We start from the raw sequence: 634 nt of genomic DNA, 5'->3' as shown, positions 1-634 counted from the left end.
ACGATGGCCACGACGGCGTGCCACCCAGCCTCGAGCCGATCCGAGTCGGCCTCGCACGGGTGTGCGCCGCGCACCTACGAGAGGCCGCCTGGTCGACAGCCATGCCCTCTGCGAAAGGGCGCCTAGCCTGATCATCACGAAGCCGTGCGACCGCCTCTCGAACCTCCTGGTTTGAAAACAGTCCTCTCACGACCAGCGGTGGACCCGGAAGGAGGTGGGTCAGTTTTCGACTGTCCGATAGTGGGTCAGTTTTCAGCCGACGCGACGCCTACTGGAACCGGAAATATTGCTTGACCTGGCCTTCTAATCCTGACTTCTCTCCCCCGGCCGCTCTCCGGCCGCGAGAAGTCGCCGCGGGACAGGGCCCCATCCTCCCCGGGGCTTTCCCGTCCTCGCTACGCTCTGTCAACGACGGCTACGCTTTGTAGACGACGAGACGGAGCGCGCTGCGGGACCTACGGCACTGCCCACCTGGGTCCAACAGCGCTCTCCGGCCGCAAGACGGCGCCGGGGGGGCGACCCGTCAGGCAGGCAGGCACCCCCGGCGCCCTCTGGCGACTCACCGTTTGGCGGATGTCGGCTCTGGGGTAGCAAGCACAGCCCCGGGGGTGGGCGCCGCGCTTCCCCGGACTCA

It is taken from the genome of Actinomycetota bacterium (assembly GCA_005888325.1).
In the GTDB taxonomy this organism is placed as follows: domain Bacteria; phylum Actinomycetota; class Acidimicrobiia; order Acidimicrobiales; family AC-14; genus AC-14.
This window is presented reverse-complemented; position numbering follows the sequence as displayed.